The organism is Citrobacter sp. XT1-2-2 (genome assembly GCF_023516235.1).
Lineage (GTDB): Bacteria > Pseudomonadota > Gammaproteobacteria > Enterobacterales > Enterobacteriaceae > Citrobacter > Citrobacter werkmanii.
Map to the genome: position 1 here is coordinate 2,817,848 of NZ_CP097324.1, position 16,318 is coordinate 2,834,165.

Annotated in this window: 15 protein-coding genes; 5 read left to right on the forward strand and 10 right to left on the reverse strand. The window is 52.4% G+C overall.

Annotated features, from left to right (window positions below):
* Window positions 1-41 precede the first annotated feature (41 nt).
* Window positions 42-455: a pyrimidine (deoxy)nucleoside triphosphate diphosphatase gene (locus tag M4I31_RS13415; protein ID WP_162620741.1), complete on the forward strand. Its 414-nt coding sequence runs from the start codon at window positions 42-44 to the stop codon at window positions 453-455.
* Here the strand turns inward: M4I31_RS13415 and M4I31_RS13420 are convergent.
* Window positions 415-675, reverse strand: coding sequence for a YnjH family protein (locus M4I31_RS13420; protein ID WP_170973239.1), 261 nt, complete (start codon window positions 673-675; stop codon window positions 415-417). The two genes, M4I31_RS13415 and M4I31_RS13420, sit on opposite strands and share 41 nt — an antisense overlap.
* Before the next feature lie 252 nt (window positions 676-927).
* Between M4I31_RS13420 and gdhA the strand changes: the two genes are divergently transcribed.
* Window positions 928-2,271 carry an NADP-specific glutamate dehydrogenase gene (gdhA, locus tag M4I31_RS13425; protein ID WP_038640089.1) on the forward strand — a complete coding sequence of 448 codons (1,344 nt, stop codon included), beginning with the start codon at window positions 928-930 and terminating at the stop codon, window positions 2,269-2,271.
* 89 nt (window positions 2,272-2,360) lie between these two features.
* On the opposite strand, the gene topB is transcribed toward gdhA, so the two are convergent.
* The 3 genes from topB to M4I31_RS13440 all read right to left on the reverse strand — a co-directional run bounded on the left by topB (window position 2,361) and on the right by M4I31_RS13440 (window position 6,023).
* Window positions 2,361-4,307, reverse strand: a complete 1,947-nt coding sequence (gene topB / locus M4I31_RS13430; RefSeq protein WP_038640087.1) for a DNA topoisomerase III — start codon at window positions 4,305-4,307, stop codon at window positions 2,361-2,363.
* 4 nt (window positions 4,308-4,311) lie between these two features.
* Complete coding sequence (gene selD / locus M4I31_RS13435; protein WP_085049511.1) at window positions 4,312-5,355, reverse strand: selenide, water dikinase SelD; 1,044 nt, start codon at window positions 5,353-5,355, stop codon at window positions 4,312-4,314.
* 116 nt (window positions 5,356-5,471) lie between these two features.
* Window positions 5,472-6,023 (reverse strand): NAD(P)H nitroreductase, encoded by a 552-nt coding sequence (locus tag M4I31_RS13440; RefSeq protein ID WP_038640085.1) that lies wholly within the window; start codon window positions 6,021-6,023, stop codon window positions 5,472-5,474.
* A gap of 174 nt (window positions 6,024-6,197) precedes the next feature.
* Here M4I31_RS13440 and sppA point away from each other — a divergent pair, with 174 nt between their 5' ends.
* Window positions 6,198-8,054 (forward strand): signal peptide peptidase SppA, encoded by a 1,857-nt coding sequence (gene sppA, locus M4I31_RS13445; RefSeq protein WP_069324287.1) that lies wholly within the window; start codon window positions 6,198-6,200, stop codon window positions 8,052-8,054.
* On the opposite strand, the gene M4I31_RS13450 is transcribed toward sppA, so the two are convergent.
* Both M4I31_RS13450 and M4I31_RS13455 read right to left on the reverse strand, forming a co-directional pair.
* Window positions 8,051-9,142 carry a GlxA family transcriptional regulator gene (locus M4I31_RS13450; protein WP_038640083.1) on the reverse strand — a complete coding sequence of 364 codons (1,092 nt, stop codon included), beginning with the start codon at window positions 9,140-9,142 and terminating at the stop codon, window positions 8,051-8,053. The two genes, sppA and M4I31_RS13450, sit on opposite strands and share 4 nt — an antisense overlap.
* A complete protein-coding gene (locus M4I31_RS13455; RefSeq protein WP_233638358.1) occupies window positions 9,139-10,074 on the reverse strand; it encodes a DMT family transporter in 936 nt (311 codons plus the stop codon). The genes M4I31_RS13450 and M4I31_RS13455 overlap by 4 nt, the downstream gene beginning before the upstream one ends.
* A gap of 200 nt (window positions 10,075-10,274) precedes the next feature.
* Between M4I31_RS13455 and ansA the strand changes: the two genes are divergently transcribed.
* Both ansA and pncA read left to right on the forward strand, forming a co-directional pair.
* Window positions 10,275-11,291 carry an asparaginase gene (gene ansA / locus M4I31_RS13460; protein ID WP_038640081.1) on the forward strand — a complete coding sequence of 339 codons (1,017 nt, stop codon included), beginning with the start codon at window positions 10,275-10,277 and terminating at the stop codon, window positions 11,289-11,291.
* 14 nt (window positions 11,292-11,305) lie between these two features.
* Window positions 11,306-11,944, forward strand: a complete 639-nt coding sequence (gene pncA / locus M4I31_RS13465) for a bifunctional nicotinamidase/pyrazinamidase (protein ID WP_085049512.1) — start codon at window positions 11,306-11,308, stop codon at window positions 11,942-11,944.
* Between the two features lie 37 nt (window positions 11,945-11,981).
* Here pncA and M4I31_RS13470 read toward each other — a convergent pair whose 3' ends face one another.
* The 4 genes from M4I31_RS13470 to M4I31_RS13485 form a co-directional block, all read right to left on the reverse strand.
* Window positions 11,982-13,340: an MFS transporter gene (locus M4I31_RS13470; RefSeq protein ID WP_085049513.1), complete on the reverse strand. Its 1,359-nt coding sequence runs from the start codon at window positions 13,338-13,340 to the stop codon at window positions 11,982-11,984.
* 140 nt (window positions 13,341-13,480) lie between these two features.
* Window positions 13,481-14,239, reverse strand: coding sequence for a DeoR/GlpR family DNA-binding transcription regulator (locus tag M4I31_RS13475; RefSeq protein ID WP_032943120.1), 759 nt, complete (start codon window positions 14,237-14,239; stop codon window positions 13,481-13,483).
* Between the two features lie 135 nt (window positions 14,240-14,374).
* Window positions 14,375-15,358, reverse strand: a complete 984-nt coding sequence (locus M4I31_RS13480) for an aldo/keto reductase (RefSeq protein ID WP_085049514.1) — start codon at window positions 15,356-15,358, stop codon at window positions 14,375-14,377.
* Between the two features lie 9 nt (window positions 15,359-15,367).
* Entirely contained in the window at window positions 15,368-16,315 is a 948-nt protein-coding gene (locus M4I31_RS13485) for a carbohydrate kinase family protein (RefSeq protein ID WP_085049515.1), read from the reverse strand.
* Window positions 16,316-16,318: the final 3 nt, after the last annotated feature.

Below are 16,318 nucleotides of genomic sequence, written 5' to 3' on the forward strand. Positions count from 1 at the left end.
TATAGTATGTCATTTTCTGCTGTTAGATCTTGATGAATATGATGAAAACCCTCGACGTGGTCGCCGCTATCATTGAACGTGATGGCAAAATTTTACTGGCTCAGCGTTCGCCGGATGCGGATCAGCCAGGCATGTGGGAATTTGCTGGCGGTAAAGTTGAGTCGGGCGAAAGTCAGTCTCAGGCTCTGGTGCGTGAACTGCGTGAAGAATTAGGCATCGACGCAGTCGTTGGGCGCTATATCGCCAGCCATCAACGTGAGGTTTCAGGCCGGCTGATTCATTTACATGCCTGGCATGTACCGTCTTTTCAGGGAGAACTGAATGCGTATGAACACCAGGATATGGTCTGGTGTTCACCCGAAGAGGCGCGGCGTTATCCGCTGGCGCCTGCCGATATCCCGCTGTTAGAAGCCTTTATTCTTTTACGCGCCGCCAGACCAGCGGATTCGTGCTGATCGTTTTATCATCGCGTTGGCACTGAAGCAGCACACCATCCGCTTTGATCACCGCCCCTTCGGAATAGTTTTGATCCTGATAAATACAGCACTGACTACAAGGCTGCGCTCGCTGCCCGCTGGAACTGAACACTTCCGGCGGCACATTCACCTGCACATCCGGGCGATAAAGCTGATTTGCCAGCGTCGCGCTGGACACCAGTACCAACGCTCCTGCCATGATTAAACGGCGCATATTCTTTCCTTTGTGACTGACAGTTATGCTCAGTATAACGGTATAAATCGGCAGAAACTTTAGTCCCGCCCGTCATCGTTTTTGGTTATGACCCACGCCGCGATATTAATTTACTTAGCGGGGTTAATTTTTTCTTGCGTCCCGTCACGCTGCTGGTGGTATAGTCAAAAACTGCAAAACACTTAACACAAATATCAAAAATATAACCATATCAATACATAAGAGGTTTTTATATCTATGGATCAGACATGTTCTCTGGAGTCGTTTCTTAACCATGTACAAAAGCGCGACCCAAACCAAACCGAGTTCGCGCAAGCCGTTCGTGAAGTGATGACGACGCTGTGGCCCTTCCTTGAGCAAAACCCACGTTATCGCCAGATGTCGCTGCTGGAGCGTCTGGTTGAGCCGGAGCGCGTGATCCAGTTCCGCGTAGTCTGGCTCGACGATCGTAATCAGGTGCAGGTTAACCGTGCGTGGCGCGTGCAGTTTAGCTCCGCCATTGGCCCATACAAAGGCGGTATGCGTTTCCACCCTTCCGTAAACCTGTCGATCCTGAAATTCCTCGGTTTCGAGCAGACCTTTAAAAATGCCCTCACCACGCTGCCGATGGGCGGGGGTAAAGGCGGGAGTGACTTCGACCCGAAAGGTAAAAGCGAAGGTGAAGTGATGCGTTTCTGCCAGGCGCTGATGACCGAGCTGTTCCGCCATTTAGGTCCCGATACCGACGTTCCGGCGGGCGATATCGGCGTGGGTGGTCGTGAAGTCGGCTTTATGGCCGGGATGATGAAAAAACTGTCCAACAACAGCGCCTGCGTCTTTACCGGTAAAGGTCTCTCTTTCGGCGGCAGCCTGATCCGCCCGGAAGCGACCGGCTATGGCCTGGTGTACTTCACCGAAGCGATGCTTAAACGTCATGGCCTCAGCTTTGAAGGCATGCGCGTGGCGGTCTCTGGCTCCGGTAACGTTGCACAATTCGCCATTGAGAAAGCCATGGAATTTGGCGCCCGGGTGGTGACCGCTTCCGACTCCAGCGGCACTGTGGTCGACGAAAGTGGATTTACCAAAGAAAAACTGGCGCGTCTGTGCGCGATCAAAGACAGCCGTGACGGTCGCGTGGCGGATTACGCCCGGGAGTTTGGCCTGACCTATCTCGAAGGCAAGCAGCCGTGGTCGGTTCCGGTCGATATCGCCCTGCCGTGCGCCACCCAGAACGAACTTGATGTCGACGCGGCGCGCGTACTGATCGCCAACGGCGTGAAAGCTGTCGCCGAAGGGGCAAACATGCCGACCACCATCGAAGCCACCGACCTGTTCCTCGAAGCGGGCGTTCTGTTCGCGCCGGGTAAAGCCGCCAACGCCGGTGGCGTAGCGACCTCCGGTCTGGAAATGGCGCAAAACGCCGCACGTCTGGGCTGGAAAGCGGAGAAAGTGGACGCGCGCCTGCACCACATCATGCTGGATATTCACCATGCCTGCGTTGAATACGGCGGCGAAAGCAAACAAACCAACTACGTACGTGGCGCCAATATCGCGGGCTTCGTGAAGGTTGCCGACGCGATGCTGGGCCAGGGTGTGATTTAATATTGTCTCTGTAGAACCGTAGGCCGGATAAGGCACGGGTGCCGCATCCGGCAAAGCCTGATGCCGCTACGCTTATCAGGCCTACAGACTTACACGCCTGCCTCTTCGGATGGCGGGCTTTTTTTCGCCGGGCGTTTACGCGGCGCGCTCTTTTTCTTATCGCCACCACTGCCACCCGGCGCGACAATTCCCCGGAAGCGGCGTACCGGCGTACTGCGCGCCTGATCGATGAGCTGATACAGCGTTCCCACCAGCGGCTGCATGAAATCCTGATAACGACACTGTTTTTCGCTGATTTGGGTCAGAATAGATTCCCAGTGCGCGGTCATATCCGGACGCGTCGCCATTTCCGGCAGCGAGTGAAACAACGCTTTTCCGGCATCGGTCGAATGGATATAGCGCCCTTTTTTCACCAGGAATCCGCGTTTAAACAGCAGCTCGATAATCCCGGCGCGCGTCGCTTCCGTACCTAATCCATCCGTGGCGCGCAGGATCTTTTTCAGATCTTTATCCTGCACAAAGCGCGCAATCCCGGTCATCGCTGACAGCAACGTCGCATCGGTAAAATGGCGTGGCGGCTGAGTCTGACGTTCAACCACTTCGCCTTTTTCGCACAGCAATTCATCGTCTTTAGCCACCACCGGCAACGGCGTCCCGTCGTTATCTTCATCGCGCTCCTTATTGCCAAGCAGCGTGCGCCATCCGGCCTCCGCCAGAAAACGCGCTTTGGCGACAAACTTGCCTTTGGCAATATCCAGCTCAATAACGCACTTGCGGAATACCGCATCCGCACAAAACTGCATCAGATACTGACGGGCAATCAGGTTGTAAATTTTCGCTTCGTTGTCATTCAGGTTGATGGACGAACTGCGCGCGGTAGGAATGATGGCGTGGTGGGCATCCACCTTTTTATCGTCCCAGCAGCGGTTTCGCGTATCGGGATCCACCGCGGGTTGCGGAAGCAGATCCGGCGCATGAACGCTAATTGCGTTCATTACCGCATGACGTCCGGCAAAATGTTCTTCCGGCAGATAACGGCTATCCGAACGCGGATAGGTAATCAGTTTATGGGTTTCATACAGTTTCTGGCAGATATCCAGAACGTTCTGCGCGCTCAAACCAAAGCGTTTCGCCGCTTCAATCTGCAACGCCGACAGCGAAAACGGCAGCGGCGCGGATTCTGATTCCCGTTTATCGTTATAGCTGGTAACGAGCGCCGGCTGCCCGCTAATACGGTTCACCACGTGTTCGGCCAGCGTACGATTCAGCAAGCGCCCTTCTTCGTCCTGATACGGCTCACATGCTTCGCTGGGCTGCCAGATAGCGGTAAACCGCTCATCGGCGGGCGTCACGATATGCGCTTTCACTTCAAAGAAATCTTTGGCGACGAAGTTTTCAATCTCTTCATCGCGACGCACAACCAGGCCGAGCACCGGCGTCTGTACGCGCCCGACCGAGAGCACACCTTGATAGCCTGCGTTTCGCCCAAGAATGGTGTAAGCACGGGTCATATTGATGCCGTACAGCCAGTCTGCCCGCGCCCGCGCCAGGGCCGACACGCACAGCGGGATGAACTCACTGTTGGCCCGCAGTCGCTCAATAGCCCGTTCAACGGCCTGCGGGTTGAGGTCGTTAATCAGACAACGTTGCACCTGCTGGCGCTTTTCGGGAGCCAGTTGCAGGTAATCAAGCACTTCATCCACCAGCAGTTGTCCTTCACGATCGGGGTCTCCTGCGTGAATAACCTCGCTGGCTTCATGTAAAAAGCGCTTGATAACGTTGAGCTGTTTGGTCACCGAAGGACGTGGCTGCAGTTGCCACTTTTCCGGGACAATCGGCAGATCGACCAAACTCCAGCGCGCATAACGGCTGTCGTAGGCGTCTGGCTGCGCCTGTTCAAGCAGGTGACCAATACACCAGGTCACCACTTGTCCGTTTCCGCATTCAATAAAGCCGTCACCTTTGCGATGTGGCTTTGGCAGCACATCGGCGATAGCGCGCGCCAGACTCGGTTTTTCGGCAATAAACAACCGCATCGAGTTAACGGATCTCAACCATGGCGCGACCGCCACGAGCTTCCACTAACTCACCAATCGCAGTGAGATCGATACCAAACTGCGCCGCTGCCGCTTTCACTTCGGCTTCCGCTTGCGGCGTTACCGCCAGCAGCAAACCGCCGGAAGTTTGCGGATCGCAGAGCAGGTCGCGAACCGGCTGCGGCATTTCACCCATCAGGTGTCCGTAGCTGGCAAAGTTACGCTGGGTACCGCCCGGCACCGCGCCCTGCGCGATGTACTCTTCAACGCCAGGAAGCTTAGGAATATCCTGGTAGACAATCTGCGCCTGAATGCCTGCGCCCTGACACATCTCGCTCAGATGTCCCAGTAGACCAAAACCGGTAACGTCGGTCATGGCTTTCACGCCCTCGATATCGGCAAATGCCGCACCGGCAATGTTCATCCGACACATCACTTCCGTCGCCAACCCTTTGTGCTCCGGCTTCAGCAGCGATTTTTTCTCTGCGGTTGTCAGGACGCCAATGCCCAAAGGTTTGGTCAGGAACAGCTTGCATCCCGCCTCGGCGGTGCTGTTTTTCTTCACGCGTTCAGTCGGCACAACGCCGGTAACCGCAAGACCGAAGATAGGCTCAGGAGCATCGATAGAGTGACCGCCCGCCAGCGCGATACCCGCCTGACGGCAGGCAAAGCGTCCGCCTTCGGTCACTTCACGGGCGATTTCCGGCGCCAGCTTATCCAGCGGCCAGCCCAGAATAGCAATTGCCATAATCGGTTTGCCGCCCATAGCAAAAATATCGCTGATGGCGTTGGTGGCGGCAATACGGCCAAAATCAAACGGATTATCGACAATCGGCATAAAGAAATCGGTGGTGCTGATAACGCTGGTGCCATTACCCAAATCGTAGACAGCGGCGTCATCGCGGGTTTCATTACCCACGAGTAAGTTTGGATCAACGAACTTCGCCTGCTCGCTGTGCAGGATGGTTTCCAGCACTTTAGGGGAAATTTTACAACCGCAACCGGCTCCGTGGCTGTATTGCGTTAAACGAATAGCTTGCTCGCTCATGGACATCTCCTGTCATTGCAATTCGGATATGGTAGCGCTCATTCCATGATGTGGTAAGAGTGACTGTCTGAATTCAGGTGTCTTTGCTCATAATCCAGACAGTTTTGCCGTTGATATCAGAAATAACGAACAAAAGCGCTCGGATCGGCCAGGCTAATGGTCGTGGACGCTTTTAGCTGCGGTGTACCCAGATAGAGAAAACCGACGATCTTATCCTGCGGACGACAATCAAACGCTTCGCGAACTTCCGCGCTTTCCGTTAATGCGCCGCTACGCCAGATACCGCCAAAGCCCTGAGCAACAGCGGCCATCTGCATGGCCATTACCGCGCAACCGGCAGACATTTCCTGTTCCCACAGCGGAACCTTGTCGTTTTCTTCACATTTCGCGACGACGGTAATGATCAGCGGGGCGCGAAACGGCGCCGTCCGCGCTTTTTCCTGAGCTTTCTCGTCGCTGCCTGCGGCAATAGCGCCTTTTTCAAGCACGGCGCTAAAGCGCTCGCGCCCTTCGCCCTCAATGACAAAGAACTGCCACGGTTGCAGCGTTTTGTGGTCTGGCGCGCGCATTCCCGCCCGCAGAATGTTTTGCAGTTGCTCTCCCGCCGGTGCCGGTTCGACAAGACGAGAAGCGCTACGACGGGTGATGAGTAATTCGAGTGCATCCATTTGTTTAACTCCAACAATGAGATTTATTCACAAAATTAACACGTGAGCGGATTTTGTTACAGCACAGGCGGTGATTCCTGCTGACAAGTGCCCGTTGGGTCATTACGATAGCCACATCTTAACGCCTTTTTCGGGATAACCGGGTGGCGTGTTGTTAATCGGTAGGGAGAATACATGCGAACCCTGTGGCGATTTATTGCCGGATTTTTTAAATGGACATGGCGATTACTCAATTTCGTCCGTGAATTTGTGCTTAACCTGTTCTTTATCTTCTTGGTGCTGGTTGGCGTGGGGATCTGGATGCAGGTCAGTAGCAGCAACACCAGTGAACATGCTGAACGTGGCGCGCTGCTGTTGGATATCTCGGGCGTGATTGTCGACAAGCCTTCAAGCACCAGTCGCTTGAGCGCCATTGGTCGTCAGCTGTTTGGCGCCAGTTCTGACCGACTGCAGGAAAACTCCCTGTTTGATATCGTGAATACCATTCGCCAGGCGAAAGATGACCGCAACATCACCGGCATCGTGATGGATTTGAAAAACTTTGCCGGGGCCGACCAGCCTTCAATGCAGTACATCGGTAAAGCGCTGCGGGAATTCCGCGACAGCGGCAAACCGGTCTTTGCCGTGGGCGATAACTTCAGCCAGGGGCAATATTACCTCGCCAGTTTTGCCAACAAAATTTACCTTTCTCCGCAGGGTTCCGTTGATCTGCACGGTTTTGCCACTAACGGTCTGTACTACAAGTCCCTGCTGGATAAACTGAAAGTCTCAACGCACGTGTTCCGCGTCGGTACCTATAAGTCTGCGGTAGAACCCTTCATCCGCGATGATATGTCCCCTGCCGCGCGCGAGGCCGATAGCCGCTGGATCGGCGAGCTGTGGCAGAACTATCTCGATACGGTAGCCGCAAACCGTCAGATCCCGGCCCAACAGGTGTTCCCCGGCGCGCAAGCGATGCTGGACGGTTTGACAAAAGTCGAGGGTGATACCGCAAAATACGCGCTCGACAACAAACTGGTGGATGCACTCGCCTCCAGCGCTGAAGTCGAAAAAATGCTGACCAAACAGTTCGGCTGGAGCAAAGCGGATAAAAACTTCCGCGCCATCAGCTATTACGATTATTCGCTGAAAACCCCGGCGGATACCGGAGAGAGCATTGGCGTCATCTTCGCGAATGGCGCGATTATGGACGGTGAAGAAACCCCAGGGAATGTGGGCGGCGACACCACTGCCGCACAAATCCGCGAAGCGCGTCTTGATCCGAAGGTGAAAGCCATTGTTCTGCGAGTGAACAGTCCTGGCGGCAGCGTAAGCGCCTCCGAAGTGATCCGCGCTGAACTGGCTGCGGCCAAAGCAGCGGGCAAACCGGTCGTCGTGTCGATGGGCGGTATGGCGGCATCAGGCGGTTACTGGATCTCCACGCCAGCCAGTTACATTGTGGCTAACCCCAGCACACTGACCGGTTCAATCGGGATCTTTGGCGTGATCAACACCGTGGAAAACAGTCTGGATTCCATTGGCGTACATACCGACGGCGTAGCCACCTCCCCGCTGGCGGACATTTCCATCACTAAAGCGTTACCGCCTGAAGTACAGCAAATGATGCAACTGAGCATCGAGAACGGCTATAAGCGCTTTATCACGCTGGTCGCGAATGCACGTAAGACAACGCCAGAGCAGATTGACAAAATCGCTCAGGGCCACGTCTGGACCGGCCAGGATGCGAAAGCCAACGGTCTGGTCGACAGTCTGGGGGATTTTGACGACGCCGTCGCGAAAGCGGCTGAACTGGCCAAACTGAAACAATGGCACATTGAGTATTACCAGGACGAACCCACATTCGTGGATATGGTCATGGACAGTATGTCAGGTTCGGTTCGCGCCATGCTGCCCGCCGCCATTCAGGCAATGCTTCCGGCTCCGCTGGCTTCTGCGGCAAGTACGGTAAAAGCTGAAAGCGATAAGCTGGCCGCGTTTAACGATCCGCAAAACCGCTATGCGTTTTGCCTGACCTGCGCCAACGTTCGTTAACCGTCAAATGCTGCCCCGGATGGGGCAGCATTGATTCGGGTATTCCGACAATCCCCAGGCGTACAGCCAAATTCCCGACTAAACATGCGAATAAAGTGCGCGCAGTCGCTAAACCCCAGACGCAGCGCAATCTCCGTTACGCTCTCTCCAGAATTTATCAGTAGCCAATGGGCATAACGCAATCGGGCGCTACGGATAAACTCCCCCGGCGACTGAGAAAACTCAGCATTAAACAACCGGGTCAACTGCCGTGGACTCAGATTGACTTCTGCGGCAAGCCATTGGGTGGAGATAGGTTTAACCAACCCTTTCTCAATCAAAAATACGGCCTTACGTAAGCGGCTATCGCTCACATGCGTAAAGCCTATCGCTCTGGAAACCGCCACGGAAGTGCCGTCTATTCGGTTAGGCACTGACATCTGGAAAATGGCTTTTGTCGCTCTGTCGGGGCCACAGTGTCGGCGAATAAGCTCCGTCGCCAGTCCGATCGTTGAGATACCGCCCGGGCAAGTCAGTATCCCCTTTTCTTCATGGAAATCGACGCCGGTTCGGGCGGTCAACAGAGGAAATTGCGTCTTAAAATCGTTCAGATGCCAGGGATGAACCGCCGCAGTTAATCCCTGTAGAAAACCCTCCTGCGCCAGAACAAAGCTGCCCGTACAAACACCGACCAGCGGGATATTCCGCTGATGGGCAAGATGCAGATAACGCCGCGCGGCAGGGTCCGCTTTTGCCATACTGCGCAATAGCCCACCGATCACCACGATATAATCGAACTGTTCCGGGGTAACGAATGCGCTATCCGGCATCATCGCCATGCCCGAACTGCTTAAAACAGGCTGTTCTGGCGTAGCGCTCATCAGACGCCAGGAACAGCGGATCTTCTGGCTGTCATCCCCCATATCCGCCGCGTGACGCAGCGCATCCGTCAACCCCGCCAGTGCCAGTAAAGGAAATTCAGGCCATAGTACAATCCCGACATTTAATTGCGGCCTGAGGGGCATCGCTGTCTGGTTCGCATCAATGGCGGTGATAATATCGCGATCCGCTTTTCCACCTGGGGGCAACGCAATGTTGTTTTTCTTCACTTCAGGCTCCGGTTTAAACCCGGGCGATGGCGCAAAATTGCCCGGGACGGTAATGACACACAAAGCAATCCTGTCAGTATCAACAGCGCCCCTACGATAAACGCAGGCTGTAGCGATTCTCCCAGAAACATCACGCCGGCGATAATCCCCATCGCAGGCGTCATCAGAACCAGCGTTCCCAGCGAAGCAACATGATAATTACGCAGCAGAGTAAACCAGATTAGATAGCTTGAAAATGCGACGACCAGCGTCTGGAAAGTCAGACTAGCCATCAATGTCGAGGTCATATGTATCGTCGTTTCACCCAGCATCAAACCAATAAGCAATAACACAATACCGGTGATAACGAGTTGATAAAACAACGTACACGATGAAGGAATGGTAGCAAGACGACTGCAGCGAATCACAACGCTGGACGTTCCCCAGGCAATGCCCGCAAACAGCCCGCACAAATCGCCTGTCAGACTCCACTGCGTATTCCCGTCATGCGCAACCCACATCACGGCGACGGCAATCCCGAAAAAGGCGATGCCCAACCCGCACCACTGCAGGCGGCTCAGGCGTTCCTCAGGCAAAATAATATGTAACCCGACAGCGGAAAACAACGGCGCGGTGTACAGATAAAGCGCCATATGAGAGGCAGTCGTCAGTGTTATTCCGACAGAAACCAACACGAACTCAAGCGCAAAAAGCAGCCCAACGATAGTACCCATTCTGGCAATACTGCGCTCACGCAGGCGGCCAAATATATTATCCCGGCGGTGAAAAAGCAGTCCAATCAGCAGCGCGGCGATTGCAGAACGCAACCCCACCTGAAGAAACGGCGACATATCATCAGCCGCGGATTTAATCGCAACCTGTTGACTGCCCCAGACACCGCAAATCACCACCATCAGCAAAATAGCGGCATTATCAATTCTCTTTCTGATCATTTCTCGATCCGTAAAAGTACGCGTAAAAGAAGGTCGATACTGTAGGACTGAGGGGGGAGAACCACACTGTATAATCGGGACAACGCACTGAACGTAAATGACATATTGATCAGACAACCGGTATGCGTCATTTGCGCTGTCTTTTTTCAGGAGGGACTTTATACTGCGCCTGTTCATGCACAACTTAATCTGTGACGCCCATGCAAAAGAAATCGATTTACGTTGCCTATACCGGCGGTACCATTGGTATGCAGCGCTCAGAACAGGGTTATATCCCCGTTTCTGGTCATCTTCAGCGCCAACTGGCATTGATGCCTGAATTCCACCGCCCTGAGATGCCAGACTTCACCATCCATGAATACGATCCGCTGATGGATTCTTCCGATATGACGCCGGAAGACTGGCAGCATATTGCGGAAGACATTAAATCGCACTATGACGATTACGATGGTTTTGTCATTCTCCACGGCACCGACACCATGGCGTTTACCGCTTCGGCACTCTCTTTCATGCTGGAGAATCTCGGCAAGCCGGTGATTGTGACAGGGTCACAAATACCACTGGCAGAATTACGCTCCGACGGACAAATTAATTTGCTGAATGCGCTCTACGTTGCAGCGAATTATCCGATTAACGAAGTGACCCTGTTCTTCAATAATCGACTGTTTCGCGGCAACCGTACCACCAAAGCGCATGCCGATGGTTTTGACGCCTTTGCCTCACCCAATCTTTCCCCTCTACTGGAAGCGGGTATCCATATCCGTCGACTGGGAACACCACCTGCGCCACACGGTACGGGCGAACTGATTGTTCACCCTATCACGCCACAACCGATTGGCGTGGTGACTATTTATCCTGGGATTTCTGCCGATGTGGTACGCAACTTCTTGCGCCAGCCGGTTAAAGCGTTAATTTTACGCTCTTACGGCGTGGGCAATGCGCCGCAAAATAAAGAGTTTCTGCAAGAGCTTGAAGATGCCAGCTCACGCGGCATCGTAGTGGTTAACCTTACGCAGTGTATGTCCGGCAAGGTGAACATGGGGGGTTACGCGACGGGGAACGCGCTGGCGCATGCTGGCGTTATCGGCGGTGCGGATATGACGGTCGAAGCAACGCTCACCAAACTGCACTATTTGCTGAGTCAGGGGCTGGACACGCAGAGCATTCGTCAAGCAATGTCGCAAAACCTGCGTGGCGAGCTCACGCCAGACGAATAAAGGAGTCAATGCCCATGGCCCGAGCCTTACTGTTGGTCGATTTACAGAATGACTTTTGTGCCGGCGGCGCCCTCGCCGTCCCGCAAGGCGACAGCACCATCGATATTGCTAACCGCCTGATCGACTGGTGCGCCCCGCGCGGCGACACCGTCGTCGCCAGTCTGGACTGGCATCCGGCTAATCATGGTAGTTTTGCCAGCCAGCACCAGGTTGAACCTTACAGTCAGGGGCAACTGGACGGCCTGGCGCAGACGTTCTGGCCCGACCATTGCGTGCAAAACAGCGAAGGGGCAGCCCTGCATCCTTTGCTGAACCAGCGTGCGATTGCGCAAACCTTCACTAAGGGCGAAAACCCGCTGGTCGACAGTTATAGTGCGTTTTTTGATAATGGTCGTCGTCAGGCAACCGCACTGAACGCATGGCTGCTCGAACATCGCGTTGCCGAGCTCATCATCATGGGGCTGGCGACCGATTATTGCGTAAAATTTACCGTTCTGGATGCGCTCGATCTGGGTTACGCCGTCAGCGTCATTACCGACGGTTGTCGTGGCGTCAATATTCACCCCCATGACAGTGCAAACGCCTTTATGGAAATGGCGGCGGCGGGTGCGACGTTGTATACGCTGGATGACTGGCTGGAAACCCAACCGTAAGCGACGCCGACAGGATCGCTCCTGTCGGCACGTTATTTCAGGCCAGGGTTGAAATCTCTTCCAGAGAAACTTTGCGTGTTTCGATGCCAAAGCACAACAGAATCAGTGCGCAGAGCACCAGCATAACGCCCAGCACGATAAAGACAGTGCTCGAGCCGTAGCGTGTCAACAGAATAGCGACGCCATAAGGCGTAAACACCGCGACAATCCTGCCCACCGCATTCACAAAACCCGATCCTCGCAATCTCAGATGTGTCGGCCACAACTCCGGGACATATACCGCAGAGGCAAAGCAAACATACATATACAGAAAAAAGATCATCACCAACCCGTAGCTCAAAATGGCCCACTCTTCAGTTTGAATCGAATAGAAATATCCGAGCAGCGCGATAATAACGAGTAAGAATGAACCAAACAGCCTCCGTGGAAAACGATCGATAATCATCGCGGCAATAAATATTCCAACGGGCGCGCCAATCATAATTATCGCGGTCATAAAGATAGACTTCGTCACATCGATTCCCGAATTAACAAAAATCGTTGGGATCCATACTGTGATGGTATAGAGCGAAATATTCATCGCGATAAGCACGGTGATCGCCACCAGCGTACAGCGCAACATCGGCCCCTTGAACAGTAGCCAAAATGAACCACTTTCCACGCCACAGTGCACCGCCAGGCACTGGCTCTGACAGGAGGGTAAGGTGATATTTTTCTCTGTCTCAATCTGCGACTCCACCAGTATCAGGTGTTTTTCAGCTTCACTTCTCTGTCCCTTACCAGCCAGCCAACGGGGAGATTCGATAAAGTACTTTCCGGACAGATACCAGGCCAATAGCATTGTCGCGCCACCGAGCAGAAACATCACCCGCCAGCTTAACCAGGCAATAACCACGACGCCAACAGCCGCGGACAGCATCGGCGACCAGTTACCAACAAATGACAGGCGGGCAGACCACTTTCCACGTACTGCAGGCGGAATAAATTCGGTAAATGAAGCATAGCCCACCATAATCAGCGCCCCCATTCCGATCCCCATCAGGCAACGGAAAAAAATAAGCCAGTACATGTTGGGCACAAAGGTTGCTGCGCAAGCAGAGACCCCAACAATCAGCAAATTAATGCGGAATGCCTTGCGTCGACCGAGATAATCACCAATAAAGCCCCCGGTTAGCGAACCGACAAAATAGCCAAACATCAGCGCCGAGGTAAATGCTGCGTTGAGATAATTGTTAGACCAACCAGTACTGACTAATTTTGCCAATACCACATTCCCGGAATAACTGAGGAAACCGGTGACTAATAAACTAAAACTAATAATGCCAAAAATACGAAAATGAAATCGCGATAAGGGTAAACGATCTAATCTTGCACCGATAGGGTCACATTGTTCCATCTGGATGCCTCAAATTCAACTAAACAGAAAGTATGGCGATCGCGGCAGTAGTAATTTTGCCGCGCCATCCATCATCATTAGATTTTTATGGCATTATCCAGGTGCAAACTAAAATAATATCGACACGAGTAACGTTAAAATTAATAAACGAGTTGAATATTATTCTCTTTACAAAACGCAATCCACTCTGCACCCGGTGCCTTATTGGTTATAAGGTAGTTAATATGGCTAAAGTCCACGAGCTGGACGAAAGCTTTACGATCAAACTTTGAGTGATCAACCAACAGGGCCACCTCAGTCGCCTGGCGGATCATGGTTTTTTTGATTTCCGCTTCTGCTTCGTTAGAGTCAAGCGCCCCACTTTGCATATCCAGACCTTTGCAGCTCATCACCATAATATCAACATGATAGCGACTGATGATCTCCTTGGTGATCCTTCCCTGCAACGACAACGTATTCTTATTCAGCTCGCCGCCAGTAGAAACGACGTTAATTTCTGACTGCGCCAGTTCATGAAATGCTTCAGCCGAGTTGGTTAGCAGCGTCAGATCGTTTCTTTCCTTCAACAGCTTTAATAATTCCATCGCCGTACTGCTGGAGTCAGCGGCCATTGTGGTCTTATTTTTAATAAACGGTAATGCATTACGAGCAATGATCTGCTTCTCTTCAAAAAAAGACTTTGCACGTTTATAAAAATGAATATTGTCAGACAACGCGGTGGTATTAAGTACCGCACCACCATATGTTCGGGTCAAAAAACCTTCATCTTCCAGCTTCTCGAGATCGCGGCGAATTGTTTCCTCAGTTACCTGAAAGATGGAACTTAAATTAGATACCGCCACTTTCTTATCATTAGCCACCATTTGCTTAATGGCCTGAATCCTGTCTTTTGCCGCCACAATGACACCTCTGTTTCCTGCAAAGTAATAATAAGACCCTAGTATCTCACAGGCTATGTTTATTTTCAAAAGAACATGTCTGAATCACAGATTTAGTACTCTTTTACACAGAAACAGAGGTCATTGCCAGCTGGATTATTTTATATCCAACGCTTCTGCCATTTGTCTCATCAATGATGAATCGCCATCAGTCAGGGAAACGGTCAGCGCCTCGACGTTTTCGCGAACCTGTTCAGGCGCGGTCGCCCCGCTCAGTAAGGTGATTAAATCGCTTTGCTTCAAAATCCACGCCAACGCCAGCGCGGGGATCGTGCAACGGTATTTTTCACACAATGGCCGCCATTGCTCGAGCATATCAATCACCCGCAGCATATTTTCCCGTTGGAACCAGACTTTGTTGGCCCGTGCGCCGCCAGGAATATAATCCCGCGCGATTGTTCCAGTCAGTAAACCCTGTTCGAGCGGTGAATAAACCTGCACGACGATGCCATGCTGCTGACATAACGGCAACAATTCAGCTTCCAGTCCGCGATCAAGGATGCTGTACTTAGCCTGCACGATATCCAGCTCACCGTGTTTGAGATACTCCCTGATATGCCCTGCATCCACGTTGGCAGCACCGATAGATCGAATCTTGCCTTCTTTCTTAAGTGCGTTCAGCGTGTCTACGGTTTCCGCAATCGGTGTAAAACAGGGTTCGACCGATTGCCAGTGGGTCATATAGATATCAATGCTTTCTATACCCAACCTTTGCAAACTGGCATCGACCTCTTCACGAATCGACTCGGGCGTGAGGTTTTTATACAACTGGCGATCGCCCACTTTGTTAAAAAGGCTGCCTGTCCGCTCCCAGACAATGCCGCATTTAGTTTCAACCACGATATCTTTACGCGGTAACTTTTTCAGCGCCTGCCCAACAATGACTTCACTATTACCAAAGTTGTAGCCTGGAGCGGTATCAATCAGATTAATACCGCAGCGATGCGCCTCGACAATGGTATCGATACAAACCTGCAGATCGAGATCGCCGTTCCATGCCGGACCGCCACCAATGGCCCATGTCCCTAATCCCATGCGGGAAAGCATAATATCCGTACTGCCTAAAGGAATCTTTTTCATCTGCCGTTATTACCCTTCATATTCATCAAGAAGTTGTTCAACCAGCTTTCTGTTTTTTACGCCCGTTGTGGCGCCCACGCTCAGTACCGATATTGCTGCCGTTGCGTTAGCAAACAGTGCGCACTCGCGCAGCGACTTGCCTTCAAGTAACGCGGAGATAAATCCCGAGGCAAAATTATCTCCCGCGCCGATGGTGTCGATAGCGGTAATTCCTGAAACCGCCGGCACCTCCATTTTCATATCGGTACGCTTGATAAAGCAGCCTCTTTTACCGGTCTTAATCACTACCGTTTTTACGCCACAGCTCAGGAAACTGTCGGCAATTTCATCCAGCGTCTCTTTGCCGGTAAGCTGTTTTGCTTCCTCAAAATTAGGAAACAGATAGTCTACGTAGCTCAAAGCCTGGCGAATATCGTTCAGCGTTTCATTAAGTCGTGGCTTAATCATATCGGCACAAATAATTAACCGATGTTCTTTCGCCTGAGTGAAGATCGTCGTTAATGCTTCGCCGTCGAGTAGCGGGCTGTTAAAAATACTCGCCAGCGACAGCAGCTTTGCCTGAGAGAAGCGGTCAAAATCAACATCGTTTATATTCAGCTTCCACAGGCTACCATTGCGGTTGGTGACAAAGGTGCGTTCGCCATCAGCTGTAACCAAACCCACGTTAATAGAAGTATCAATATCCGCATCCTGTTTCAGACTTTGAATATCAATGTTCTCCCGACGACAGTGGTCGAGAATAAAATGACCTGCCGCATCATCCCCTACCCGACTAATTAACGCAGTACGATGCCCAAGGCGAGAAATAATAGTCGCTTCATTAATCGCGTCGCCCCCGGTGGTCATGGTAATACGTTCTAACGGATAAGAATCTACATCAAAGATATTTTTACTCACTGGCTGTAAGGGGATATCAACAATTGCAGCCCCTATACAAATAACCTCGATATTATCCATATT

What these genes read in the sequence shown, in the direction of transcription:
- M4I31_RS13415 (WP_162620741.1), top strand. Translation starts at nt 42, where the DNA reads ATGAAAACCCTCGACGTGGTCGCCGCTATCATTGAACGTGATGGCAAA.
- M4I31_RS13420 (WP_170973239.1), bottom strand. Translation starts at nt 675, where the DNA reads ATGGCAGGAGCGTTGGTACTGGTGTCCAGCGCGACGCTGGCAAATCAG.
- gdhA (WP_038640089.1), top strand. Translation starts at nt 928, where the DNA reads ATGGATCAGACATGTTCTCTGGAGTCGTTTCTTAACCATGTACAAAAG.
- topB (WP_038640087.1), bottom strand. Translation starts at nt 4,307, where the DNA reads ATGCGGTTGTTTATTGCCGAAAAACCGAGTCTGGCGCGCGCTATCGCC.
- selD (WP_085049511.1), bottom strand. Translation starts at nt 5,355, where the DNA reads ATGAGCGAGCAAGCTATTCGTTTAACGCAATACAGCCACGGAGCCGGT.
- M4I31_RS13440 (WP_038640085.1), bottom strand. Translation starts at nt 6,023, where the DNA reads ATGGATGCACTCGAATTACTCATCACCCGTCGTAGCGCTTCTCGTCTT.
- sppA (WP_069324287.1), top strand. Translation starts at nt 6,198, where the DNA reads ATGCGAACCCTGTGGCGATTTATTGCCGGATTTTTTAAATGGACATGG.
- M4I31_RS13455 (WP_233638358.1), bottom strand. Translation starts at nt 10,074, where the DNA reads ATGATCAGAAAGAGAATTGATAATGCCGCTATTTTGCTGATGGTGGTG.
- ansA (WP_038640081.1), top strand. Translation starts at nt 10,275, where the DNA reads ATGCAAAAGAAATCGATTTACGTTGCCTATACCGGCGGTACCATTGGT.
- pncA (WP_085049512.1), top strand. Translation starts at nt 11,306, where the DNA reads ATGGCCCGAGCCTTACTGTTGGTCGATTTACAGAATGACTTTTGTGCC.
- M4I31_RS13470 (WP_085049513.1), bottom strand. Translation starts at nt 13,340, where the DNA reads ATGGAACAATGTGACCCTATCGGTGCAAGATTAGATCGTTTACCCTTA.
- M4I31_RS13480 (WP_085049514.1), bottom strand. Translation starts at nt 15,358, where the DNA reads ATGAAAAAGATTCCTTTAGGCAGTACGGATATTATGCTTTCCCGCATG.
- M4I31_RS13485 (WP_085049515.1), bottom strand. Translation starts at nt 16,315, where the DNA reads ATGGATAATATCGAGGTTATTTGTATAGGGGCTGCAATTGTTGATATC.